We start from the raw sequence: 16,536 nt of genomic DNA on the forward strand, positions 1-16,536 counted from the left end.
CCACCGGACTCGGCCGCTCCATCGTGGGCGCCATGGCGAACCGGCTTGGTGCCGATGTGGTGTACGATCCGGACCACCACGGCACACGCGTGGTGATCACGTTCGAGTGCGCGCCACGCGTCAACCCGTCCTGACGGCCGGCTTTTCGCCACTTACCGCACGCGTTGCTCAGGAATTGGTCGCGGCCGTCTCGCGGCGCAGCATCGCTGATTGTCGCAGCGCCTCGCAAGGCGGACCGCCCTCACCTATATGCATAGCTGCAATTGCGGGTGAGCGATGAAACGTCTCGCTGTTTTCATGCTGGCGCTGTTCGGCACGATCCTCGCCGCAGCCTCGGGCCATGGTGCGGCGTCGGTTGCCGAGAAGGTCTATGTCGTCGAGATCGAAGGCGCGATCAGCGTCGCCGCCCAGCGTCAGGTCGCCCGCGCGATCCAGCGCGCGGCGCAGGACAAGGCGGCCGCCGTGGTTATCCGGCTCGATACGCCCGGTGGCCTTGTGTCCGCGACCCGCGACGTCATCCGCGAAATGGTCACAGCTCCCGTGCCGGTCCTCGTTCTGGTGTCGCCCGGCGGGGCAAGGGCCGCTTCGGCCGGCACCTTCATCGTCTATGCCGCGCATCTCGCCGCGATGGCGCCCGGGACCAATCTGGGCGCCGCGACGCCCATTGCGATGGGCGGAATTCCGGGCACCCCGCAACCGAAGAAAGACGACAAGACCGCGTCCGATCCCTCCGCCGTCGAGAAGAAGGCGCTGAATGACACGGTCGCCATGTTGCGCAGCCTTGCGCAGATGCGCGGCCGCAATACCGATTTTGCCGAAAAGGCGGTGCGCGAGGCGGAAACGATGACCGCCGAGGAAGCGCAGAAGGCGGGCGTCGTGGACTACGTTGCGCGCGATGTTGCGGACTTTCTGGCGCAGGCCGATGGCCGCGTCATCCGTGTCGGCAATGCAGATCGCAAGCTCGCGACACGCGACGCCACGATCGAAGTGCTGCAGCCGGAATGGCGCACGCGCCTCCTTGCAACGATTGCCGACCCCAATCTCGCGTTCATCCTGCTGCTGGTCGGCGTCTATGGCCTCCTGTTCGAGTTCTGGAATCCCGGCGCGTTCCTTCCCGGCATTATCGGCGGCATCTCGCTGCTGCTGGCTCTGATCGCGCTTTCTCTCCTCCCCGTGCATTACGGTGCTCTGGCGCTGCTGCTGCTCGGCGTCGCGCTGATGATCGCCGAGGCCTTCACCCCCGGCATCGGTGCGCTCGGAATCGGGGGCGTGGTGGCGTTTCTTGTCGGCGCGTTCTTTCTGTACGAGGGCGAAGGCGCCGATTTCGACATGCGCGTTTCGATCCCGGTGATTGCCGGCGCGGCGCTTGCGAGTGCCGGACTGAGCTTCTTCGTCCTCGGCGCCGCCCTGAAGGCCCGCAACCGGCCGACGCAAACCGGCGCCGAGCAATTGCTGCGCGAGCACGGGACGGTGATCGCGTGGTCGAATGATCGGGGCAATATCCGCATTCACGGCGAGGTCTGGGCGGCGCGCGCCGCCAAGGCTCTCGCACCCGGCGATCGCGTGCGCGTCAAGAGCCGCGACGGCCTGATCCTGGACGTCGAACCCGTTTAGCGCTTGGAGGCATTCATGGTGGGCTATCTGCCGGCGTGGTCGGCTCTCGCAATACCGGCTGCCCTGGTATTGCTTATCCTCCTCTATTCTTTCCGGGTGCTGCGGGAATACGAGCGGGGCGTCGTTTTCATGCTCGGGCGGCTATGGAAGGTCAAAGGCCCGGGCCTGGTCCTTGTCATTCCCTTTATCCAGCAGATGGTTCGCGTCGACCTTCGCACCCGCGTGCTCGATGTCGAGCCGCAGGACGTGATCTCTCGCGACAACGTCTCGGTACGCGTCAATGCGGTGGTGTATTTCCGGGTCATCGATCCGCAGAAGGCCATCATTCAGGTCGAGGAATTCAACGAAGCGACCAGTCAGCTCGCGCAAACCACGTTGCGCTCGGTGCTCGGTCAGCACGATCTCGACGAAATGCTGGCAGAGCGCGGCAAGCTGAACGACGACATCCAGACGATCCTCGACCAGCAGACCGACGCGTGGGGCATCAAGGTGTCCAATGTCGAGTTGAAGCATATCGACATCAACGAGAGCATGATCCGGGCGATCGCGCGTCAGGCCGAAGCCGAACGCATCCGCCGCGCCAAGGTGATCGATGCCGAAGGCGAGTTTCAGGCGGCGCAAACACTCGCCAATGCGGGCGAGATCCTCGCGTCACGCCCGGAAGCGATGCAGCTTCGTTATCTGACTGCGCTGCAGACCATTGCCGGCGACCGGGCATCGACCATCGTGCTGCCGATCCCGATGAACCTGCTCGACAAGCTAAAGAGCTAACGCGGCTTCCTGCGCAGGCTCGGTCTCGTCGGTGTCGAGCGCGCGTTCCGCGAGCAGCGTCTCGACCGCTTCGCAGGCGCGCGCCGGGCTATAGGGCTTGCGCAAGGTCGTTGCGTTCGGAAGCTTCTGCAGCTCCTCCAGTCGCCACCAGCGTCCGGAGGCAAACACGATCGGCAGCGTCGGATTGACCCCGCGCGCCTGTTCGGCGAGGCCGACGCCGTCGAGTCCGCCCGGCAGGTTGATGTCCGTGAACAACAGATCGACGCGCATGCCATTGGAGAAATGGGCCATCGCCTCCTCGGCATTCGCGGCCAAGTGGACCAGATGGCCCGATTCCGTCAGCGCCTCGCCGATGATTTCGGCGATCAGGGGCTCGTCCTCGACGAGAAGAACGCAGTTCTGCCGGGGTTCGACCCTAGCCTCGGCGTTCTGCGAATTGATCTTGCGGTCGGCGGCCTTCCGTTTGGATGACTTCTGCGTCATGGTCCACCCCTCTTACGCAACACAACTGGGCGGGCAAATCCTGGCCGCCTCATTTGTTCGCAAAGTGTCGAAAATTTAACGGGTTCTGGGATAACGGAGCGTTAAGTTAACGGTGATGGCCAGCAGGGATTCGGCGCGCGAGACCGGCTTTGTGGAGATCACCCCCGAGGTGCTCCTCAAGGCCTATGCCTGCGGCATTTTCCCGATGGCGGAGAATGCCGACGATCCCTCCCTGTACTGGTTCGAACCCGACATGCGCGGCCTGTTGCCGCTCGAGGGGTTCCATCTGCCCCGCCGGCTCGCCCGGACCGTCCGCTCCGACCGGTTCGAAATCTATATCGACCGCGATTTCGAGGCGGTGATCGACGGCTGCGCCGAGCCTGCGGCGGGCCGATCCCGCACCTGGATCAACCGGCGCATTCGCACGCTCTATTGCAAGCTGCACGAGATCGGCCATTGCCATTCGGTCGAAGCGTGGCGCGACGGCAAGCTGGTGGGCGGGCTCTATGGCGTGCGGCTCGGCCGCGCGTTTTTCGGCGAGAGCATGTTTCATCGCGAACGCGATGCCTCGAAGGTTGCGCTGGTGCATCTCGTCGGACGATTGCGCGCGGGTGGCTTTGCCTTGCTCGATACGCAATTCGTGACCTCGCACCTGTCGCGGTTCGGCGCGATCGAGGTCAGCAAGCGCCATTACAATCGGCTCCTGGAGCGCGCGCTCGAAGGCGAAGCCGATTTCTTCGCCCTCGATCCCGATCCGCTGCCGGGATCGACTGTGCTCGCCGCGCTGAGCGAAGGCGCGATCGACGACTAACGGATCGGCGTCGGGAACGGATTGGCCCCGGTCTGCGGCTGGGGCCGCGGCCGTTGCGGCTGTGGTTGAGGCTGGGCCTGGGGCCGCGGCGGCTGTTGCGCCTGTTGTGAGCGCTGCGGTTGCGGTTGTTGCTGTGGCTGCTGGGCCTGTTGCGGACGCGGACGCGGCGTCTGCGGCTGGTCTGCCGTCGGCGTGTCCGGGCTGTCCTCGCCACTGGCCTCCGCATCCGGAATGACCTGCGGCGGGCCCTGAAGGCCAAGCTGCGGCGGCGCCGGCTGTTCTGCCACATTCACCGTTGGCTGTTTGCAGTCGGTGAGCCACACGTCATAGATCGGATGCTCGACCGCGTTCAGTCCGGGACTCGCGGCAAACATCCAGCCGGAGAAGATTCGGCGCACTTCACCCTGCAGCGTGACTTCGCTCACTTCGACGAATGCATCGGTCGCCGCGGCCTCGGTCGGCGGCCGCGTATAACAGACCCGCGGCACCACCTGCAGCGCGCCGAACTGGACCGTCTCGTTGAGCTCGACATCGAACGAGATGATGCGCCCGGTGATCTTGTCGAGGCCCGAAAACACCGCCGTCTTGTTGGGGATCTTCTGGGCCGGCGGGATGTTCACCACCTCGTCGCCGGGTTGCGGCGCAGTCACGGCCGGCTGCGGCGTACCCCGAGGCGGGCGGACGCCCGGCGGCAGCGACGGCTTGGCGGTGTCTTGGCGCCCGGCTCCGGGCGGCGGCAACGGCTCAGACTGGATCGGAGGCTGGGAGCGGCGCGCGCTCGGCGGCGGCCCCGGCGGCAATCGATCCGGGAATTGCGGCTGAGGCTGGGGCTGCTGCTGTTGCTGCGGGAATTGCTGGCGCTGCCCTGGAACCGTGGCGGGCGGACGCGGCGGCGGATCACCGAAGATCGAACCAAACTGGGCGACCGCGCTGGGAGGCGTTACGCACAGAATCGCCGTACCCGCCGCCGCAGCGACGAGCCCGGCAGCACCCCGTCGTAACCAGCCGATTGTCATCCAGGCCCCGGAACAAGCAATTTCGCCCCTCCGCGATCATTGCTCCTCACGGGTTAACATGCCGAATACGGCGGCGGAAGGGCGATCCGCGTCAATCTGGCTCGCCATCCGGGCCTGCCGGACCGCTTGCCGGGCAGGCGTCGGACCTGCATTGTGCGAATCGAGGGCGCCGCAGAGCGCTGATCAAGGGAGGACTACATGCCGTTCGCCATCGGACGCCGCGCGCTGCTTGCACTCGCCGCGTGCGCCATTCTGCAACCCGCAACGTCGATCGCTCAGGACTATCCCAACCGTCCTGTCACCATCGTCGTACCGCTTGCCGCCGGCAGCGGAATGGATTCGCTGGTGCGAATCTATGCCGACAAGTTGCAGGCCGATCTCGGTCAACCGGTTGTCGTCGAGAACCGTCCTGGCGCCGCGCTGATGCTGGCTGCGGTGGCGGTTTCGAAAGCCCCGGCCGATGGCTACACGCTTCTGGTCTCGACGTCGTCCGCGATGGCGATCAACCCGGTGCTCTACAAGAAGATCAACTACGACCACATCAATGACTTCGTCCCGATCTCGCTTTACGTGAAATCGCCATTCATCCTCGTGGTGAATCCGAATCTGCCGGTGAAGTCGGTTCCGGAACTGATCAAATACGTCAAGGAATCCAAGAAGCCGCTGACCTATTCGTCGCCGGGCGCGGGCGTCGCGCAACATCTGTCGATGGAATACATGAAGAAGCGCTTCGGCGTCGACGTGACCCATGTTCCGTACAAGAACACGCCGCAATCGATCGCCGATATCGCGGCCGGCCATGTCGATCTCGGCTTTGCCGAAGCCGGTGCCTCACTGCCGCTGATCAAGGACGGCAAGCTGCGCCCGCTGGCAGTGTCCGCGACCACCCGCCTGCCCTCGCTGCCCGACGTGCCACCCTTTGCCGAAGCGGCCAGCGCGCCGGATTTCGAAGCGGTGTCGTGGCATGTGCTGCTTGCGCCCGCCGCGACGCCGAAGCCGATCGTGGACAAGCTGCACGCCTCCATGAAGAAAATCATGGCGGACCCGGAGATGATCAAGCTCACTGAAAAGATCGGGCTGATCCCGGTGGATACGCCGTCGGTCGACGGCATCAGATCCTACATGGCGTCCGAGCGCGACAAGTGGGGCGATCTGGTCAAGCAGCTCGGATTGCAGGGCGCGATGTGATCTGAGCCGAGAGCGCGGTTTTCCCGCGCCTCGATCCAAACAGAAAACCAGGGCTTCGGCCCTGGTTTTGCGCATTTGCGGGCCATGGGGGCCGTATGTCGTTGCGCCAAGGTGGCTGATTTTCGGCGCTGCCGGTTCTATCGGCCGGGCGTCCATGCCTTGTAATCGCCCGTCGCCTTGGGCCGGCGGCCCTGCGCGAGGGTCGAGCCCGACGGGCGATAGGCGCCGGGCGTGCCGGTCAGGTTCGGCCGGTGCGGCTTCTGCCAGGGACGCGGCTTGTATTTTTCCTCGGTCGGCGGCGTGTCCACGATGTGATGGATCCAGCCGTGCCATGCCGGCGGAATGGTCGTGGGCTCGGTATAGCCGTTATAGATCACCCAGCGCCGCTCGAAGCCGAGCGACGGATCGATCCTGCCGCCCTTGGTCCGGTAATAGCGGTTGCCGTTCTCATCCTCGCCGACAAGCTCGCCATAGAGCCAAGTCCAGAGCTGGGTGTTCAGCGTCTGACCATTCCACCAGGTGAAGAAGCGGAGCAGGAAGGTTTTCATCAGCGTCGAGGTCCCGTGCTGGCTCCTCTTGCCATCGGGCCGCGGCGAAGTCCAGACCGCGCTATTGCAACCGATTTGCATTTGAAATCAACGCGCTTGCTTCGGACCCGCCAGCGCCCTAGATCGCGGCTTTAGCCAAACAGCGGACACATGAAACGGGTCCAAGCCATTGCCCTGGGCAGCATCGTCGTTGGACTCGTCGTCCTCGGGCTGAAATATGTCGCCTATTATCTGACCGGCAGCGTCGCCCTGCTCTCGGACGCCATCGAGAGCATCGTCAATGTCGCAACCGCCATCGCGGCCCTCATCGCGATTCGATTTGCCGCCCAGCCTGCCGACGCGGACCACCCCTATGGCCACCACAAGGCCGAATACATGTCGGCGGTGGTGGAAGGCGTGCTGATCATCATCGCCGCGCTCGCGATCTTCCGCGAGGCCTATGCCGCCTACCTCACGCCGCGCCTCGTCGACGCGCCCTGGGCCGGCCTTGCCGTGAATGGCATCGCCACCGCGATCAACGCCGGCTGGAGCTACCTCCTGATCACGCAGGGACGCCGGCGCAAGTCGCCCGCCCTCCTCGCCGATGGGCGCCACCTCTTCACCGACGTCGTATCCTCGGCCGCCATGCTGGTCGGCGTGTCGCTTGCCGCGCTGACCGGATATGTCGTTCTCGACCCGATCATCGCGGCGCTGGTCGGCGTGAATGTCCTGTGGGCCGGCTACCGGGTGATGAAGGAATCGGTTGGCGGCCTGCTCGACGCGGCGGTGCCCGAAGGGGACCTCGCGCGCATCCGCACCATCATCGCTGCCAATGCCGATGGCGCCATCGAAGCGCATGACCTTCGCACCCGCCATGCCGGGCGCAGGACGTTCGTCGACTTCCATCTGGTGGTCAAAGGCTCGATGAGCGTCACCGAAGCCCATGACATCTGCGACCGGCTGGAACGCGCGCTCAAGGCCGAGATTGAGGACGCGCTGATCTCGATCCATGTCGAGCCCGACGAGAAGGCCAAGCATTCCGGCATCGTCGTCCTTTAGGACCCGCCGGCCCGCCTGAATCTTCCCCTGACCGTCGAACTTTAGGGGATGGCCCACGTTCAATCCTGACGACGCGCATCTCGTTGGGAGCGATTTTCATGAAAGCATTGGCGTGGCACGGCAAGGCGGACATCCGCTGCGAGGAAGTTCCCGATCCGAAGATTGAGCATCCGCGCGACGCCATCATCAAGGTCACGGCCTGTGCCATCTGCGGGTCCGACCTGCACATCTATGGCGGTATCATCCCGGACATGCGCAGCGGCGATGTCATCGGGCATGAGACGATGGGCGAAGTCGTCGAGGTCGGCCGCGACAACAAGGCACTGAAGGTCGGCGATCGCGTCGTCGTGCCGTTCACGATCTCATGCGGCGAATGCTTCTTCTGCCGGAACGGCTTCTTCTCGGGCTGCGAGCGCACCAATCCGGATCACGCAAAGGCGGCGAAGCTCTGGGGCAATTCACCCGGCGGGTTGTTCGGCTATTCGCACCTTCTCGGCGGCTATGCCGGCGGTCAGGCGGAATATTTGCGCGTGCCCTACGCCGATGTCGGCCCGATCAAGGTGCCGAACCATCTCAGCGACGAGCAGGTGCTGTTTCTCTCCGACATTTTTCCGACCGGCTATATGGGCGCCGAATTCTGCGACCTGAAAGGCGGCGAAACAGTCGCGATCTGGGGCTGCGGCCCGGTCGGGCAATTCGCGATCCGCAGCACCTTCCTGCTTGGCGCCGAGCGTGTGATCGCGATCGATACCGTCCCCGAGCGGCTTGCGCTCGCGCGCGAAGCTGGCGCCGAGACCATCGATTTCCTCGAGGAGGATGTCTACGACGCGATCATGGACAAGACCAAAGGCCGCGGCGCCGATGCCTGCATCGATGCCGTCGGCACCGAGGCTGATCCGGCATCGAGCCTGATGGCAAGATGGGACCGGATCAAGGTCGCGACCTTCATGGGCACCGATCGTCCGCACGTGCTGCGCCAGGCAATCCATTGCTGCCGCAACTTCGGCACCGTGTCGGTGATCGGCGTCTATGGCGGATTCCTGGACAAGATCCCGATGGGCGCCGCCATCAATCGCGGCCTCACCTTCCGCATGGCGCAGACGCCGGTGCAGCGCTATCTGCCGAAGCTTCTTCAATACATCGACGAGGGCAAGATCGACCCGACAGTGGTGATCACGCATGTCGCCCCGCTCGAGAAGGGCCCCGAACTCTACGACACATTCCGAGAGAAAAAGGACGGCTGCATCAAGGTCGTGCTCAAACCCGGCATGACCGACGCGCCGCTGGATCGCCGAACGGAGGCCGCCCATGCTTGACGCCACCCGGCAACTCGCCGTCGTCACCGGTGCCTCGACCGGCATTGGCCTGCAGCTGGCGCGCCAATGCGCCGAACACGGCTTCGATCTGATCATCGCCGCCAACGAACCGGAGATCGAGAAGGCCGCGGAGGAATTGCGGATCGGCTCATCCTCGGTGGAGACGGTACAGGCCGATCTTGCGACGATCGAGGGCAATGAAGCGCTCTTTCGCAAGATCGGTGGCCGGCCGGTCGCCGCCCTCCTCGCCAATGCCGGACGCGGATTAGGCAAGGCTTTTCTCGATCAGGATTTCGACGACATCCGTTACGTGATCGACACCAACGTCACCGGCACCGTCTATCTCGTCCACAAGATCGGCCGCGACATGCGCGCGCGCGGCGAAGGCAAGATCCTCATCACCGGATCCATCGCCGGCTATATGCCGGGCGCCTACCAGGCGATCTACAACGGCACCAAGGCCTTCATCGACTCGTTTTCCTACGCCTTGCGCGAGGAGCTGAAGGACAGCGGCGTCACCGTCACCTGTCTGATGCCGGGGCCGACCGAAACCGAATTTTTCGAACGCGCCGACCTGATGGACACCAAGGTCGGCACCCAGGCGAAGGACAGCCCGCTCGATGTGGCAAAGGACGGCTTCCGCGCGATGATGGCTGGCGATGGCGGTGTCGTCAGCGGATGGCAGAACAAGATGCAGGCGGCGATCGCCAATGTCGTGCCCTCGGAGACGCTCGCCCATCAACACACCAAGATGGCGAAGCCCGGTACCGCGGAGACCAAGCGATGACCGGCGGCAAGAAAGGCAGTGACAGCGAAACTGACGAGCCGTGGAAGCTGCCCGGACAATCGTCGCAACAACCGGCGCAGAAACCGCCGCCGAAGCGCGATCCGGAGCGCGACTACCCGCCGGATGGGCAGCATTAGGTCTATCTGCCTGCTTTCCAACGGAGAATCGCTGCGCTTTTGGTTTTTGGAAGGACCGCGAAACGGGCTTTGGCGCTGCTTCGCGGTCTTTCCTTGCGCGTCCTCCCACGTGACGCTTGACAGCGAATCTTCGGTTTTTTGCCTACTTCGGACAACGCAACGGGACCATGACGGGCGTGCTTCGTCGCGGGCGGATTTGCGCTTGGCGAATCCGCAAAGCCCTCGCAAAGTATCCTCACCGGTTCGTGAGTAATCCCCATAATTCCCAGCCGGGGGCACAAGCCTTAGGGTTTCATTGATACTTAACCACTAGAGCTTGACGTGCCGGGCAGTAGTTCATAGGTTTGAGTCCTCAGCTCGGCGCGGGTGTGTCTTTAGTCTCCGCCGGCTCCTCCGACAGCGCGTAGCGAGGCAGCACCCGCCCGGAATAAGCCCTTGGCGGGGGTGGGTTTCGCGTCTCTGCCGGGTGGGAAACGGGCGCGTCCGAACCAGCGCCCGGGTGTTAAAGTGAGAAGGCGTCGAACAAGAACATGGGCCGGACGACGCGAGGCGGGGCGGGCTTCGCGGTGACGGTGATGGGTGGGCCGGCAAATGGGAAACTGCCGGTTCGCACCACGAATAAGACGGGGCGAGAAGAATGCGAATTGAGCGGCGCTTTACGAAGGACGGCCAATCCCCCTATGCGGGGATCGACTTCCGGCTGACCACGAGCGAGATCAGGAACCCCGACGGATCGGTGGTGTTCCGGCTCGAGAATGTTGAAGTGCCGGAATTCTGGTCGCAGGTCGCCTCCGACGTCCTTGCCCAGAAATATTTCCGCAAGGCCGGGGTGCCCGCCCGGCTGAAGAGCGTCGAGGAGAATTCCGTCCCCTCCTTCCTGTGGCGGCATGTGGCCGACCACGCGGCCTTGTCGCTGTTGCCCGAAGCCGAACGTTTCGGCGGCGAGCATTCGGCCAAGCAGGTCTTCGATCGCCTTGCCGGCACCTGGGCCTATTGGGGCTGGAAGGGCGGCTATTTCGACACCGAAACCGACGCGCAGATTTTCTTCGACGAGCTTCGCTACATGCTGGCGATGCAGATGTGCGCGCCGAACTCGCCGCAATGGTTCAACACCGGTCTGCACTGGGCCTACGGCATCGACGGTCCTTCGCAGGGTCACTATTACGTCGATCACGCCACCGGCGAATTGCGCAAGTCGGACAGCGCCTACGAGCATCCGCAGCCGCATGCCTGCTTCATCCAGTCGATCAAGGACGACCTCGTCAACGAGGGCGGCATCATGGACCTGTGGGTCCGCGAAGCGCGCCTGTTCAAATACGGCTCCGGCACCGGCTCTAACTTCTCGCGGCTGCGCGGCGAAGGCGAGAAGCTGTCGGGCGGCGGCAAGTCCTCGGGACTGATGTCGTTCCTCAAGATCGGCGACCGCGCGGCGGGCGCGATCAAGTCCGGCGGCACGACGCGTCGTGCGGCCAAGATGGTCGTGGTCGATGCCGACCATCCCGATATCGAGCAATATATCGACTGGAAGGTGAAGGAAGAGCAGAAGGTTGCCGCTCTCGTCACCGGCTCGAAGGTCAATCAGAAGCACCTGCGCGCGGTCTTGAAGGCCTGCGTCAATTGCGAGGGCTCTGGCGACGACTGCTTCTCGCCCGACAAGAACCCGGCGCTGAAGCGCGAGATCAAGCTCGCGCGCAAGGCCTTCGTCCCTGACAACATGATCAAGCGCGTGATTCAGTTCGCGCGCCAGGGCTATACCGACATCGAATTCCCGGTTTACGACACCGACTGGGATTCGGAGGCGTATCTCACCGTCTCCGGCCAGAACTCGAACAACTCGGTCCGCGTCACCGACGATTTCCTCAAGGCGGTCGAATCCGACGCCGACTGGGATCTGACCTGGCGCAACAGGAAGGGCGTCGCGAAAACCCTCAAGGCCCGCGCGCTGTGGGAGAAGATCGGTTACGCCGCCTGGGCCTGCGCCGATCCCGGCCTGCAATTCCACACCACGGTCAACGACTGGCACACCTGCCCGGCCTCCGGCGAAATCCGCGCGTCCAATCCGTGCTCGGAATACATGTTCCTCGACGACACGGCGTGCAATCTCGCCTCGCTCAATCTCCTCACCTTCCGCGACAAGGAGACCAAGCGCTTCGACATTGCCGCTTATGAGCACGCGGTGCGGCTGTGGACGATCGTCCTCGAAGTCTCGGTGATGATGGCGCAATTCCCCTCCAAGGAAATCGCGCAATTGTCCTACGAATACCGCACGCTCGGTCTCGGCTACGCCAATATCGGCGGGCTCCTGATGTCGTCGGGCATTCCCTATGACTCCGAAGCGGGCCGCGCGATCTGCGCTGCGCTGACCGCGATCATGACCGGCATCTCCTATGCGACGTCGGCCGAGATGGCCGCCGAACTCGGCGCCTTCCCGGGATACGAGAAAAATCGAGAGCCGATGCTGCGGGTCATCCGCAATCATCGCCGCGCGGCCTATGGCGAAGCGTCGGGCTACGAGAAGCTCGGCACGAACCCCGTGCCGATCGAGGCATCGCATTGCCCCGACCCCGAGCTGGTGCGCCATGCCAAGCTCGCCTGGGACAAGGCGCTCGCGCTCGGCGAGCAACACGGCTACCGCAATGCGCAGGCGACCGTGATCGCGCCGACCGGCACCATCGGTCTCGTGATGGATTGCGACACCACCGGCATCGAGCCCGACTTCGCGCTGGTGAAGTTCAAGAAGCTCGCCGGCGGGGGTTACTTCAAGATCATAAACCGCGCCGTGCCGGAGGCGCTGCGCGCGCTCGGCTATTCGGAAAGCGAGATCGCCGAGATCGAGGCCTATGCCGTCGGTCACGGCAACCTCGCCAACGCGCCGGCGATCAACCACTCGACCCTGAAGGCCAAGGGCTTCACCAATGAAGCCATCACGCTGGTCGAGAAGGCCTTGCCGACCGCCTTCGACATCAAATTCGTCTTCAACAAGTGGACGCTCGGCGAGCAGTTCTGCCGCGATGCGCTGGGCGTCTCGCCGGCGGATCTGGCGAATCCGTCCTTCGACCTGCTTGCCCATCTCGGTTTCACCAAGCGCGAGATCGAGGCGGCCAACATCCATGTCTGCGGCGCGATGACGGTGGAAGGGGCTCCGCACCTCAAGCCCGCGCATTATGCGGTTTTCGACTGCGCAAATCCGTGCGGCCGCACCGGCAAGCGCTATCTCTCGGTCGAGAGCCACATCCGCATGATGGCGGCGGCGCAGCCCTTCATCTCCGGCGCCATCTCCAAGACCATCAACATGCCGAACGAGGCGACGGTCGAGGACTGCAAGTCAGCCTATATGCTGTCCTGGAAGCTGGCGCTGAAGGCCAACGCGCTCTATCGCGATGGCTCGAAGCTCTCGCAGCCGCTGAACGCGCAGCTGATCGCCGACGAGGACGACGACGAGGAGGATATCGAGTCCTTCCTCGACAAGCCGGCCGCCGCGCGCACCGCGCAGCTCGCCGAGCGCGTCATCGAGAAGGTGGTCGAGCGCGTCACGGTGATCCGCGAACGCGAGAAGCTCCCCGATCGCCGCAAGGGCTACACCCAGAAGGCGGTGGTCGGCGGCCACAAGGTCTATCTGCGCACCGGCGAATATGACGACGGCCGGATCGGCGAGATCTTCATCGACATGCACAAGGAAGGCGCGGCGCTCCGCTCCTTCATCAACAACTTCGCGATCGCGGTCTCGCTCGGCCTGCAATATGGCGTGCCGCTCGAGGAATATGTCGACGCCTTCACCTTCACGCGGTTCGAACCGTCGGGTCCGGTGCAGGGCAACGACTCGATCAAGTTCGCGACCTCGATCCTCGATTACGTGTTCCGCGAGCTTGCGGTGTCCTATCTCTCGCGCTTCGACCTCGCGCATGTCGATCCGTCCGAAGGCGGCTTCGATGCGCTCGGCAAGGGCGTGGAGGAAGGAAAATTGCCGGACATGCCCCTGCCCGCCCCGGCCGCGAAATATCTGTCGAAGGGCCTGACCCGCTCGCGCACCGACAAGCTCGGGGTAATCTCGGGCGGCACCCATCATGCCGGCGGCACGACTGGTGGCTCTGCACAGCAGGCGGCGGCGGGCAACGTCACCTCGTTCCGCACCGAGGGCGCGGTGGCGCTGAAGGGCGGCGCCACCCCGGCGCTCGATCTCAATCCGGTCGCCGAGCGCATGCGCGCGATGCTGGACGAGCCGAAGGCCCAGCCGAAAGCCGCGATCTCCGAGCGCCGTGCTGAAGCCAAGGCTCGCGGTTACGAGGGCGAGGCGTGCAGCGAGTGCCAGAACTTCACGCTGGTGCGCAACGGCACCTGCATGAAGTGCGACACCTGCGGATCGACGACGGGGTGTTCGTAACGCGGCACCGTTCGCCTCCGCGAAAGCGGTGACCCGGCGTCAAACCGGAAACAGCAATGCAAATGCCCGCACCAAGTGCGGGCATTCTGCTTTTCGGCTGACGGCGCCTCCTCAGCCCTCGATCGCAGGGCTGCTGACGGGCCGCGGCGACATGACAAGACGCGTCGGCAGCGCATAGCCTGACTTGCTGCGGGTCCCTCTGTCTGCCTCCGCACAAGTCGCGGCGCCCTACCCCGGTCCGGCACGTATCGAATCAGATATGTGTTAGCCTTCATTTGCTGCGTTGGCCGGGACACCCGGCATCTGCACCATCATCAACTCCGGGGACAACCATGATCTTTGCCCGCCTTCGCATCCTGGCCGTCGCGCTTCTTGCCATCGTCGCGCTCGGCTTCGCCACCACCGCAAAGGCCGATACCGGCACCGTGCATATCCGCTTTCTGAAAGGCGGCTGGGTCATCGGCGGCACCATCGGCGAAGGCACGCTGACCTTCCGCGGCCGCACCTACCGGCTGGCGGTGGGCGGCCTGAGCTGGGGCCTCACCTTCGGCGGCGCGGCGATCAATCTGCGCGGCACCGTCTCCAACATCCGCTCGCCGCGCGACGTAGAGGGCGTCTATGGCGCGGGCTCGGCGGGCGCCGCTATCATCCGCGGCCCGCAGGCCGTGGTGCTGACCAACCAGAGCGGCGCGGTGATGAGACTGGCCGGCATGCAGACCGGACTGATGGTCAATCTCGACCTCAACGGCATGGCGCTGACGCTGAAATAATCGAGCGTCGGTCCGCTCCGACCACCATGGCCGGGCCTCGCCGTTTGGCTAGGCCCGGCCATTTTTTTGAGCGATAGTCGAGGCGCGACTTTCCGGATCGGGACAATGATCCGCGGGCGGCGCCTCTGCCGGATGCTTTCCGGCACGTCGTCCGTCACGCCAAAAGCCTGGGGGAACGACATGCAGGGCAACGTCAGCCGCCGGCGGCTTCTCGCCGGCGCGGCATTCCTGGGATCCGCCGCGGCACTCGCGCCGCGCAGGCTATTCGCGCAGACAACGCGCAATGCTTTGCCACCGTCCGCGCCACTGCCCGCGCGCGGCGAATTCCTCATCCGCGGCGCGACCGTGCTCACCATGGATCCGGCTGTGCCCGATCTCGCCGCGGGCGACATCCATGTCCGCAACGGCGACATCGTGGCGGTGGCCGCGCGCATCGACGCACCGGGCGCAGAGGTCATCGACGGCGCCGGCATGATCGCGATTCCGGGCTTCGTCGATACCCACTTCCATCTGTGGACCAGCCTGTTCCGCATGTTCGTGCGCGCCGATACGCCCGCGCTCGGCTATTTCCCGACGACCGCAAAGCTCGGCCCGCTGATGAGCCCGCAGGACAGCTACCGCGCCGTCCGCCTCGGCGCGGCCGACGCCATCAGCGCCGGCATCACCACCATTCACAACTGGGCCCACAACACCCGCAGCCCGGAGCACGCCGACGCCGAATTGTCGGCGATGCGCGACATGGGCCTGCGCGGCCGCTTCGCCTACGGCACCCCGGTCGGCCTCCCCGACGACGCGCCGATGGACGTCGCCGGCATTGCCCGCGTGAAGAAGGACTGGATGCCCGACAAGGACGGCCTGCTCACGCTCGGCATCTCGTCGCGCAATCTCGGCGCGCTGACGGTGGGTGGCCCGGCCTCCAACGCCTCGCGCGGCGTTCTCACGCTGGAGCAGCTCAAGCGCGACTGGGATGCGGCGCGCAGCCTCGGCCTGCCGATCACCATGCACACCTCGGGCGCGAGCCCGATCGCCGAGCTTGAGAAGGCCGGCCTCCTCGGGCCGGACGTGCAGCTCGTCCATCCGCTGCTGACGACGCCCGAGGAGCGCGCGATCATGAAGGCGCGCGGCGTCAGCTACTCGACCTCGCCGCAGCTCGAGGCCCGCCGCGCCGCGCGGCTCGGCGTCATCCAGCTCGGCGAATTGCTGGAGGCCGGCGTCAAGGTCAGCCTCTCGACCGACCACATCGCCTCGATCAGCGCCGATCCCTTCGCCTCGATGCGGATGCTGTTCGCGCTGCATCAACATCGCATCGGCGCGCGCGTGCCGCTGACGCTGAAGCGCCTGTTGCAGCTCGCGACCCTCGACGGCGCCGTCGATCTCGGCATCGCCGATCGCACCGGCTCGATCACGCCGGGCAAGCGCGCCGACCTCGTGCTGGTGCGCACCACCGACACCAACATCGCGCCCGCCGGCGATCCTTACGAAGCGATCGTGTCGCTCGGCATGCCCGCGAATGTCGACACCGTCATCATCGACGGCCGCGTGCTGCGCCGTGGCAGCCGCTTCACGGCGTTCAATCACCCGCGCATCGTCGCGGAAGCACGGTAAGCGGGATTGGCGCTGCAAGCCAAGGCGAAGTAGCGGGGGCGAAGGACACTGTAGCGACGAATACGTTGGGT

The 16,536-nt window shown here is 64.8% G+C and carries 14 protein-coding genes; 11 read left to right on the plus strand and 3 right to left on the minus strand.

The window, feature by feature from the left end:
- The first annotated feature begins 276 nt into the window (after positions 1 to 276).
- A complete protein-coding gene (locus tag VN004_RS10440; RefSeq protein WP_325609662.1) occupies positions 277 to 1,614 on the plus strand; it encodes a nodulation protein NfeD in 1,338 nt (445 codons plus the stop codon).
- 15 nt (positions 1,615 to 1,629) lie between these two features.
- Entirely contained in the window at positions 1,630 to 2,385 is a 756-nt protein-coding gene (locus tag VN004_RS10445; RefSeq protein WP_325609664.1) for a slipin family protein, read from the plus strand.
- Here the strand turns inward: VN004_RS10445 and VN004_RS10450 are convergent.
- The gene (locus VN004_RS10450; protein ID WP_325609666.1) at positions 2,374 to 2,868 is read right to left on the minus strand and encodes a response regulator; all 495 of its coding nucleotides are present in this window, start codon (positions 2,866 to 2,868) and stop codon (positions 2,374 to 2,376) included. The genes VN004_RS10445 and VN004_RS10450 overlap by 12 nt on opposite strands.
- Before the next feature lie 115 nt (positions 2,869 to 2,983).
- Between VN004_RS10450 and aat the strand changes: the two genes are divergently transcribed.
- Positions 2,984 to 3,679 carry a leucyl/phenylalanyl-tRNA--protein transferase gene (gene aat / locus VN004_RS10455; protein WP_325609668.1) on the plus strand — a complete coding sequence of 232 codons (696 nt, stop codon included), beginning with the start codon at positions 2,984 to 2,986 and terminating at the stop codon, positions 3,677 to 3,679.
- Here the strand turns inward: aat and VN004_RS10460 are convergent.
- Positions 3,676 to 4,329 carry a DUF2155 domain-containing protein gene (locus tag VN004_RS10460; protein ID WP_325609670.1) on the minus strand — a complete coding sequence of 218 codons (654 nt, stop codon included), beginning with the start codon at positions 4,327 to 4,329 and terminating at the stop codon, positions 3,676 to 3,678. The genes aat and VN004_RS10460 overlap by 4 nt on opposite strands.
- 564 nt (positions 4,330 to 4,893) lie before the next feature.
- On the opposite strand from VN004_RS10460, the gene VN004_RS10465 reads away from it, so the two are divergent.
- On the plus strand, positions 4,894 to 5,883 hold the full coding sequence (locus VN004_RS10465) for a tripartite tricarboxylate transporter substrate binding protein (protein ID WP_325609672.1): 990 nt from the start codon (positions 4,894 to 4,896) through the stop codon (positions 5,881 to 5,883).
- A gap of 137 nt (positions 5,884 to 6,020) precedes the next feature.
- On the opposite strand, the gene VN004_RS10470 is transcribed toward VN004_RS10465, so the two are convergent.
- A complete protein-coding gene (locus VN004_RS10470; protein ID WP_325609674.1) occupies positions 6,021 to 6,431 on the minus strand; it encodes an NADH:ubiquinone oxidoreductase subunit NDUFA12 in 411 nt (136 codons plus the stop codon).
- Positions 6,432 to 6,581: 150 nt separating this feature from the next.
- Here VN004_RS10470 and VN004_RS10475 point away from each other — a divergent pair, with 150 nt between their 5' ends.
- From VN004_RS10475 to VN004_RS10505, 7 genes are all read left to right on the plus strand, one after another.
- The gene (locus tag VN004_RS10475) at positions 6,582 to 7,469 is read left to right on the plus strand and encodes a cation diffusion facilitator family transporter (RefSeq protein WP_325609676.1); all 888 of its coding nucleotides are present in this window, start codon (positions 6,582 to 6,584) and stop codon (positions 7,467 to 7,469) included.
- A 98-nt stretch (positions 7,470 to 7,567) separates the two neighbouring features.
- On the plus strand, positions 7,568 to 8,785 hold the full coding sequence (locus VN004_RS10480; RefSeq protein WP_325609678.1) for a zinc-dependent alcohol dehydrogenase: 1,218 nt from the start codon (positions 7,568 to 7,570) through the stop codon (positions 8,783 to 8,785).
- A complete protein-coding gene (locus VN004_RS10485; protein WP_325609680.1) occupies positions 8,778 to 9,572 on the plus strand; it encodes an SDR family NAD(P)-dependent oxidoreductase in 795 nt (264 codons plus the stop codon). Before VN004_RS10480 ends, VN004_RS10485 begins: the two co-directional genes overlap by 8 nt.
- Positions 9,569 to 9,709: a hypothetical protein gene (locus VN004_RS10490; RefSeq protein ID WP_325609682.1), complete on the plus strand. Its 141-nt coding sequence runs from the start codon at positions 9,569 to 9,571 to the stop codon at positions 9,707 to 9,709. Before VN004_RS10485 ends, VN004_RS10490 begins: the two co-directional genes overlap by 4 nt.
- A 637-nt stretch (positions 9,710 to 10,346) precedes the next feature.
- Positions 10,347 to 14,090, plus strand: coding sequence for a vitamin B12-dependent ribonucleotide reductase (locus VN004_RS10495; protein ID WP_325609684.1), 3,744 nt, complete (start codon positions 10,347 to 10,349; stop codon positions 14,088 to 14,090).
- A 332-nt stretch (positions 14,091 to 14,422) separates the two neighbouring features.
- Positions 14,423 to 14,860 carry a hypothetical protein gene (locus VN004_RS10500; protein ID WP_325609686.1) on the plus strand — a complete coding sequence of 146 codons (438 nt, stop codon included), beginning with the start codon at positions 14,423 to 14,425 and terminating at the stop codon, positions 14,858 to 14,860.
- 180 nt (positions 14,861 to 15,040) lie between these two features.
- Positions 15,041 to 16,465 carry an amidohydrolase family protein gene (locus tag VN004_RS10505; RefSeq protein ID WP_325609688.1) on the plus strand — a complete coding sequence of 475 codons (1,425 nt, stop codon included), beginning with the start codon at positions 15,041 to 15,043 and terminating at the stop codon, positions 16,463 to 16,465.
- The last annotated feature ends 71 nt before the right edge of the window (positions 16,466 to 16,536 follow it).

This window comes from Pseudorhodoplanes sp., from assembly GCF_035565855.1.
In the GTDB taxonomy this organism is placed as follows: domain Bacteria; phylum Pseudomonadota; class Alphaproteobacteria; order Rhizobiales; family Xanthobacteraceae; genus Pseudorhodoplanes.